Origin of the sequence: Rhizobium sp. 16-488-2b (assembly GCF_017741815.1) — a bacterium.
GTDB lineage: Bacteria > Pseudomonadota > Alphaproteobacteria > Rhizobiales > Rhizobiaceae > Rhizobium.
Genome location: NZ_JAGHMF010000042.1, coordinates 22,957 through 30,290, shown reverse-complemented (window position 1 = coordinate 30,290; position 7,334 = coordinate 22,957). Strand labels below are relative to the sequence as shown.

The 7,334-nt window shown below is 58.1% G+C and carries 6 protein-coding genes; 5 read left to right on the top strand and 1 reads right to left on the bottom strand.

All coding sequences use genetic code 11. From position 1 onward, the window contains the following. Nucleotides 1-181: 181 nt before the first annotated feature. From J5286_RS30185 to J5286_RS30165, 5 genes are all read left to right on the top strand, one after another. Nucleotides 182-1,030, top strand: coding sequence for a fumarylacetoacetate hydrolase family protein (locus J5286_RS30185; protein WP_209193600.1), 849 nt, complete (start codon nucleotides 182-184; stop codon nucleotides 1,028-1,030). Nucleotides 1,031-1,082: 52 nt separating this feature from the next. Beyond that, a complete protein-coding gene (locus J5286_RS30180; RefSeq protein ID WP_209193599.1) occupies nucleotides 1,083-2,123 on the top strand; it encodes a DctP family TRAP transporter solute-binding subunit in 1,041 nt (346 codons plus the stop codon). 78 nt (nucleotides 2,124-2,201) lie between these two features. Next, nucleotides 2,202-2,771 (top strand): TRAP transporter small permease, encoded by a 570-nt coding sequence (locus tag J5286_RS30175; RefSeq protein ID WP_209193598.1) that lies wholly within the window; start codon nucleotides 2,202-2,204, stop codon nucleotides 2,769-2,771. Then, the gene (locus J5286_RS30170) at nucleotides 2,768-4,048 is read left to right on the top strand and encodes a TRAP transporter large permease (RefSeq protein ID WP_209193597.1); all 1,281 of its coding nucleotides are present in this window, start codon (nucleotides 2,768-2,770) and stop codon (nucleotides 4,046-4,048) included. Before J5286_RS30175 ends, J5286_RS30170 begins: the two co-directional genes overlap by 4 nt. A 31-nt stretch (nucleotides 4,049-4,079) precedes the next feature. Continuing rightward, nucleotides 4,080-5,513 carry an aldehyde dehydrogenase family protein gene (locus J5286_RS30165; protein ID WP_209193596.1) on the top strand — a complete coding sequence of 478 codons (1,434 nt, stop codon included), beginning with the start codon at nucleotides 4,080-4,082 and terminating at the stop codon, nucleotides 5,511-5,513. A 257-nt stretch (nucleotides 5,514-5,770) separates the two neighbouring features. Here the strand turns inward: J5286_RS30165 and J5286_RS30160 are convergent, their stop codons facing one another. Continuing rightward, nucleotides 5,771-7,249, bottom strand: coding sequence for an NAD-dependent succinate-semialdehyde dehydrogenase (locus J5286_RS30160; RefSeq protein ID WP_209193595.1), 1,479 nt, complete (start codon nucleotides 7,247-7,249; stop codon nucleotides 5,771-5,773). Between the last annotated feature and the right edge of the window lie 85 nt (nucleotides 7,250-7,334).

Sequence of the window (7,334 nt, the reverse complement as noted above, 5' to 3'; positions counted from 1 at the left end):
GGGCGTCGACTTCTTCCTCCCGCGCGCACCGATGGAGACCGTCTCCGACGACCAGAAAAAGGTTATCGACGGCGCCTTGCGCGCAATGGGTATTTAAGCCTTGAGCTTTCGCGCCTCGCCTGGTGGGCAAGGCGCAGTGCCAGTTATGAGCCGGCGGGACACGCATCTGGAGGAGGACAGCATGAAACTGGTTAGGTTCGGGGAGCTGGGGAGCGAGCGCCCCGGGATCATGGATAAGTCGGGCGCGATCCGCGACCTCAGTTCCTTTATCGACGATGTGTCGCCGCGCCATCTCGGGAAAGCCTCGCTGAAGAGGCTCGGCGCTATCGATCCGGAAACCCTACCGGTCGCTCCGACCGGAGTCCGTATCGGCCCCTGTATAGCCGATGCCAACAATTTCATTTCGATAGGCCTCAACTATGTTGATCATGCGATCGAGAGCAAGGCGCCTATCCCCCCTGAGCCGATCGTCTTCAACAAGCTGAATTCCTGCATTTCTGGCCCAAACGATCCGATCGTCCTGCTGAAAGGCTCGGAGAAAACCGACTGGGAAGCAGAAGTTGCAATGGTCATTGGCGAGCCTGCCTATCTGATCGACGAAAGCGAGGCGATGTCAAAGATCGCCGGCTTCTGCATCTGCCACGACGTCTCCGAGCGCGCCTTCCAGCTAGAGCGCGGCGGCCAGTGGATGAAGGGTAAGAGCGGCCCAACCTACGGCCCGCTCGGCCCATGGCTGGTCACTGCGGACGAACTCGACGTGCAGAACCTCGATGTCTGGCTCGAGGTCAACGGCGAGCGCATGCAGTCCGGTACAACGGCGAAGATGATCTTCGGCTTCACGGCCATAATTACCTATCTCTCGCAGTTCATGAAGCTCATGCCGGGCGATATCGTCACCACCGGCACTCCGCGCGGCGTCGGCATGGCTATGGACCCTCCGCGCTTTCTGAAGGCTGGCGATATTGTCCGCCTCGGCGTCTCGGGCCTCGGAGAGCAGCGGCAGGAGGTTGCGCCGCACCGCGCGGTCTAGTCAAGAAGAGTGCCTGTCGCTCGAGGAATCGGATGTAACGGAGGAGGAAATCATGTTCATCGATAGAAAGATTGGCCGACTGAAGGCAGGACTGATTGTATCGGCTATGGGGGCTGCGATGTTGGCCCTACCAACCGCATCGCAGGCGGAAATCCGCGAGATGCGGCTGCGCGCCGGGACGAGCCAGAGCGATCAGCATCCCGACTTTCTCGGCTTCAAGAAGTTTGCCGAGATTGTTTCCGAGAAGAGCGGCGGCAAGATCAAAATCACGGTCGCGCCGGGCGCCACACTCGGGACCGACGTTCAGATGCAAGCCAATCTCCAGGCGGGGACGCAGGATTTCATGACGACTTCGCCGGTGACAATGGCTGGCCAGATCCCGCAGGTGTCGATCCTAGACCTGCCGTTCGTGTTCAAGTCTAGTGAGGAATACGACAAGCTGATGGACGGCGCGGTCGGCGCCAAGTTCAACGAACTGATGGCGGAAAAGGGCTGGATCGGCCTTGGTTTCACCAATAACGGCTTTCGCGAGACGACCTCGAAGATCAAAGCTATCACCAAGTGGGAAGACTTCCAGGGCCTGAAAATCCGCGCGATCCAGAACCCGATGTACCTCGAACTATTCAAGACGCTCGGCGCCAACCCGACACCACTACCCGTCAGCGAAATCTACACCGCGCTCGAAACCGGCACGGTCGAGGCCCAGGAAAACCCGCTACCGCAAATCGTATTCATGCGCCTTTTTGAAGTGCAGAAGTTTCTCTCGCTCACAAACCACAGCCTCAATTCGGTTGTGTTGTTGATGGGCAAGCCGTCCTGGAACAAGCTGAATGATGACGAGAAAAAGCTAATAAGCGATGCGGCTCGAGAGGTGACGCTCTACAAGCGTGATCTAGTCAAAACCAAGACGGCAGACTGGCTGAAGACCGTTCAGGAAGCCGGCGTCGCGGTGAACGAAATCACCCCGGAAGAGCGTCAGCGCTTTGCCGACAAGACTAAGCCGGTCGTTGAGAAATTCTCCGCCGAACTCGGTAAGGACTTTTCCGACATGTACTTTGCCGAGCTGAAAAAGATCCAGGTCGGCTCCAACTAAGCAAGCAATTTGCCCGCATGGCTTTGAGGCGCGGTCTCGGGTCCATGCGCGCATTCTGCTCTTTACGGGGGACTTCCCATGAAAGTTTCGGTGATCAGCCGTATCGTCGACGGCTATTTCAAGCTGCTCGAATTCGTCCTCTTCGTCTGTATGTCCGGGATGGTCGTCACGGTTTTCGGCAATGTTGTGCTGCGCTACGGCTTCAATTCCGGAATTCTTGTTTCGGAAGAGCTTTCTCGCTTCCTGTTTATCTGGATGACCTTCATCGGCGCCGTTGTGGTGCTGCGCGAGCATGGCCATCTCGGCATGGATACTGTCGTCAAGATGCTGCCGTTGAGCGGCGCGAAGATCGCCAGGGCGCTAAGCGACGTGCTTGTTATTGTGTGCTGCGTTTTCCTGATAGCCGGCACCTGGCAGCAACACGAAGTCAACATGGGGAATCTGTCGCCCGTGATGATGGTGCCGCTCGAATACGTCTACAGCGTCGCCTACATATCCGGTATCTCGATGATCGCGATCACTTTTGTTAGCCTGATCGCGACGTTTCTTCCCGGCGCGCGCGACCCCCGCCAATCACTGTTTGTCGATGCGGAAGAAGAGGCCGCGCTGAAAAGCGTCGATGCCGCCGCAGGAAAGTCCGACCCATGATCGTCATCGTCTTTATAGGCGCATTGCTCGGCGCTATGGCATTGGGCATGCCTGTCGCCTTCGCTCTCATCGTGTCGGGTCTCGCCATGATGTGGAACATCGACATGTGGAGCCCGCAGATCGTCGCGCAGAACATGCTGAGCGGCGCCGACAGCTTCACACTGCTCGCCGTCCCCTTTTTTCTCTTTGCCGGCGAACTGATGAATGCCGGCGGTATCTCGCGGCGCATAGTTAATGCAGCGCTCGCCTGGATCGGTCATTATCGTGGCGGTCTCGGATATGCCGGTATTGCCGCGGCGGTAGTGCTTGCCGCTCTCTCGGGCTCGGCGATCGCCGACACGGCGGCGGTTGCTGCGCTGCTCGTACCCGCAATGCGTAACTCCGGCTACTCGGTGCGCCGTTCGACCGGCCTTCTCGCGGCCGGTGGCGTCATCGCCCCAGTCCTGCCGCCGGCCATCGCCCTCGTGCTGTTCGGCGTCGCCGGCGGCGTCTCAATCACCCAGCTTTTTCTCGCCGGCATCTTCCCCGGCCTGCTGATGGCGTTGTCGCTCGTGATAACCTGGGCAATCGTCTGCCGTCGCGACAACATTGCGCCGCTACCGAAGAAGACGCTCAAGGAGCGGATCAAAATAACTGCGGACGCAAGCATCGGATTGCTTCTGCCCATTGTCGTCATCGGCGGCATCCGCGCAGGCATCTTCACCCCGACAGAGGCCGCTGTCATCGCTGCTGTTTATGCACTGCTGGTCGGCCTGTTCGTCTACCGTGAGATCAAATTCAACGAACTGTACGGGCTGATAGTGCGTGCCGCTAAGATCACCGCTTCGGTCATCTTTCTCGTTGCCGCCGCCATGGTCTCTGCCTGGCTCATCACCGCAGCCGATATTCCGAGCTATGTCAGCGCCATGCTGCAGCCGTTCATCGACACTCCGATCCTGCTGATGTTTGTACTGATGGTTCTCGTCATCATTGTCGGCACCGCACTCGACATGGCACCGACAATCCTGATCTTGACGCCGGTACTGATGCCCGCAATCCGTGACGCGGGCATCAATCCGGTCTACTTCGGCATTCTTTTCGTGATGAACAACGCACTCGGAATGGTCACGCCCCCCGTCGGAACAGTGCTAAACGTGGCGGCCAGCGTTTCGCGCATCTCCGTAGACGATGCCTTCAAGGGAGTCTTCCCTTTCCTGATGGCGGAAATCCTCGTGATGTTCTTGCTGGTGCTTTTTCCGGATTTGGTGCTTGTTCCTCTTCGCCTGCTGATGCACTAACACGAGGCCTGGATAATTGGAGAACTCCCGCATGACAATGCATGAGAACCTAATCGCCGGCGAATGGGTCGGTTCGGAGGGGGCCGACAACATCAGCCCATCGGATACCGACGACGTGGTCGGTGCCTATGCGCAGGCCTCAGCCGAGGACACGCGGCAGGCGATCGCCGCCGCCAAGGCCGCGTTCCCTGCCTGGTCGCGCTCCGATATCTGGGAACGCCACGTCATCCTGAAGAAGGCTGGCGATGAGATCATGGCGCGCAAGGACGAGCTCGGCGCGCTGCTTGCGCGCGAAGAGGGCAAGACGCTTCCTGAGGCGATCGGCGAGACCATTCGCGCCTCGCAGATCTTCGAATTCTTCGCAGGCGAAGTGCTGCGCCTTGCCGGCGAAATCATCCCGTCGGTACGTCCGAACATCGGCGTCGAGATCACCCGCGACCCGCTCGGTGTCATCGGCATCATCACGCCCTGGAATTTCCCGATCGCCATTCCGGCCTGGAAGATCGCGCCGGCGCTCTGCTACGGCAACACCATCGTGTTCAAGCCAGCCGATCTTGTCCCAGGCAGTGCCTGGGCGATTGTCGATATCCTCCACCGCGCGGGCCTGCCGAAGGGTGTTCTGAACCTCGTCATGGGCAAGGGCTCGGTCGTCGGCCAGGCCATGCTCGACAGCCCCGATGTCGCCGGCATTACCTTTACCGGCTCCACCGGCACGGGAAAACGCGTCGCCGCCGCTTCGCTTGAGCATAACCGCAAGTTCCAGCTGGAAATGGGCGGCAAGAACCCGATGGTCGTTCTCGACGATGCTGACCTCAATGTCGCCGTCGAAGCCGCCGCCAATTCCGGCTTCTTCTCGACCGGCCAGCGTTGCACGGCGTCCTCGCGCCTGATCGTGACCGAAGGTATTCACGACAAGTTCGTGGCAGCCCTGACGGCCAAGCTCGAAACGCTTATCGTCGACAACGCGATGAAGTCCGGAACGCATATCGGCCCCGTGGTGGATGAGAAGCAGCTGAAGACCGACACCGACTATATCGAGATCGGCAAAAAGGAAGGCGCGAAGCTTGCCTTCGGCGGTGAGGTTCTGAAGCGCGACACGCCCGGCTTCTACCTGCAGCCGACGCTGTTTACGGAAGCCACGAACCAGATGCGCATCTCCCGCGAAGAGATCTTCGGACCCGTCGTCTCGGTCATCCGCGTCAAGGATTACGAAGAGGCGCTGGCGACGGCCAACGACACGCCGTTCGGCCTGTCTTCCGGTATCGCGACGACCAGCCTCAAGCATGCGACGCACTTCAAGCGCAATGCCGAAGCCGGCATGGTGATGGTCAACCTGCCGACGGCGGGTGTCGATTTCCACGTTCCGTTCGGCGGCCGCAAGGGCTCTTCCTACGGCCCGCGCGAGCAGGGCAAGTACGCCGCCGAATTCTACACATCGGTCAAGACTAGCTACACATCAGCTTAGGCCGGACGCTGCTCATACGAAATCCCGAAAGTTCTCGGCTGCCTCCCAAAGCCACGCTGCTGTTGTCGGGAATGGGCTCGACGACAGCTAATTGTCCCGGGTGATATATTCTTGATCGTCAATGGTTAGCCTGACCGCTCAGAGTAATTTTGTGGGATAAAGCATTCGAAGCTGCGGGTCGTGTCGGTGCTTTTATGCTCAACAAGTTGAGCACACCGGCCCGGCCGCCAGATCGATTGTGCTCAACATTCTGCGCTCTATATCGACAGGCAAAGATACTTGATGTCGAGATAGTCATTCGTTCCGTACATTGACCCTTCGCGACCGTGTCCCGACTGTTTGATACCGCCGAATGGCGCTACCTCAGTGGAAATAAGTCCGGTGTTTATGCCTACCATGCCGTATTCCAATGCTTCCGCGACGCGAAAAACCAAAGACATGTCCTTTGAATAGAAGTATGACGCCAATCCGAACTCGGTGTTGTTCGCCATAGCCACAACCTCGTCTTCCGTTTCAAATTTGAACAGAGGCGCGACCGGGCCGAACGTTTCTTCACGGGCAATCTTCATCTCCGCCGTCACGTTGGTTAAGACCGTCGGTTGAAAGAATAGTCCCCCTTTCTCATCTTCTTCACCGCCGACCAGTATCGCGGCACCTTTGTCGACTGCGTCAGCGATATGGTCCTTGACCTTGTCGACGGCTTTCTGGCTTATGAGTGGACCGGCGCTGACATCCGGATCAAATCCGTTGCCCACGGCAATCGAGCAAACCTTTTCTGCTAATTTCTGCGCGAATGCTTCGTAGATTCCAGCTTGGACATACAGGCGATTGGCGCAGACACACGTTTGCCCATTATTACGATATTTTGCGACCATGGCGCCTTCCACTGCTGCCTCGAGATCGGCGTCGTTAAAGACGATAAACGGTGCGTTTCCCCCGAGTTCCAGCCCAAGCTTCATAACCTGCCCCGCGCCCTGACGCATTAGGATCTTTCCGACTTCCGTTGAGCCAGTGAAGGTTAGCTTACGGACTATCACATTTTCGGTGAATTCCCTTCCGATTGATGCGGAGTCGGTTGACGTAATGACACTGAACACGGCAGCAGGAAGGCCCGCGCGCTCGGCGAGTAACGCCAGTGATAGAGCAGAGAGAGGTGTCTCGGCAGCGGGTTTTGCGACCATTGCGCAGCCTACTGCCGCAGCCGGTGCAAATTTTCGCGCTAACATGGCCGTCGGAAAATTCCATGGGGTAATGGCCGCTACTACGCCCACGGGCTGCTTGATCACGATAATCCGTTTGTCCGGCTGATGGCCGGGGATCGTGTCACCGTAAGCGCGTTTGGCTTCCTCACCAAACCATTCGACATAGGATGCGCCATAGAGAATTTCGCCCTTCGCTTCGGCCAAGGGCTTGCCCATTTCCATCGTCAAGATAGCCGCAAGATCATCGGCATTGGTAATGAGGAGATCGTAGAGCTTGCGAAGAATTGCTGCACGCTCCTTGCCGGTTTTCTTTGCCCAGAGCTTCTGCGCTTTGTCGGCGGATGCGATCGCCAGAGCGGCTTCCGCCCTACTCATGTCAGGCAGTGTGGCGATAACCTCACCATTGGCGGGGTTTGTGACATCGAACGTCTTGCCGCTGTCGCTGCTTCCTAACCACTTGCCGGCGATCAACGCTTTGTCGGTCACAAGCGTCGGATCTTTTAGTTTGGCGAGAAGGTTGTCGGAAATGGTCATCAAAAATCTCCTTGGCGCGGGGCATGGATGCCGAATAGTCATGTCTGCGTAATCATAACGGGTGAAGAGGAGCCGAGCGGTATCG

Excerpts from the sequence above, each read along its gene's own strand:
- J5286_RS30180 (WP_209193599.1), top strand. The coding sequence starts at position 1,083 with ATGTTCATCGATAGAAAGATTGGCCGACTGAAGGCAGGACTGATTGTA.
- J5286_RS30170 (WP_209193597.1), top strand. The coding sequence starts at position 2,768 with ATGATCGTCATCGTCTTTATAGGCGCATTGCTCGGCGCTATGGCATTG.
- J5286_RS30165 (WP_209193596.1), top strand. The coding sequence starts at position 4,080 with ATGACAATGCATGAGAACCTAATCGCCGGCGAATGGGTCGGTTCGGAG.
- J5286_RS30185 (WP_209193600.1), top strand. The coding sequence starts at position 182 with ATGAAACTGGTTAGGTTCGGGGAGCTGGGGAGCGAGCGCCCCGGGATC.
- J5286_RS30160 (WP_209193595.1), bottom strand. The coding sequence starts at position 7,249 with ATGACCATTTCCGACAACCTTCTCGCCAAACTAAAAGATCCGACGCTT.
- J5286_RS30175 (WP_209193598.1), top strand. The coding sequence starts at position 2,202 with ATGAAAGTTTCGGTGATCAGCCGTATCGTCGACGGCTATTTCAAGCTG.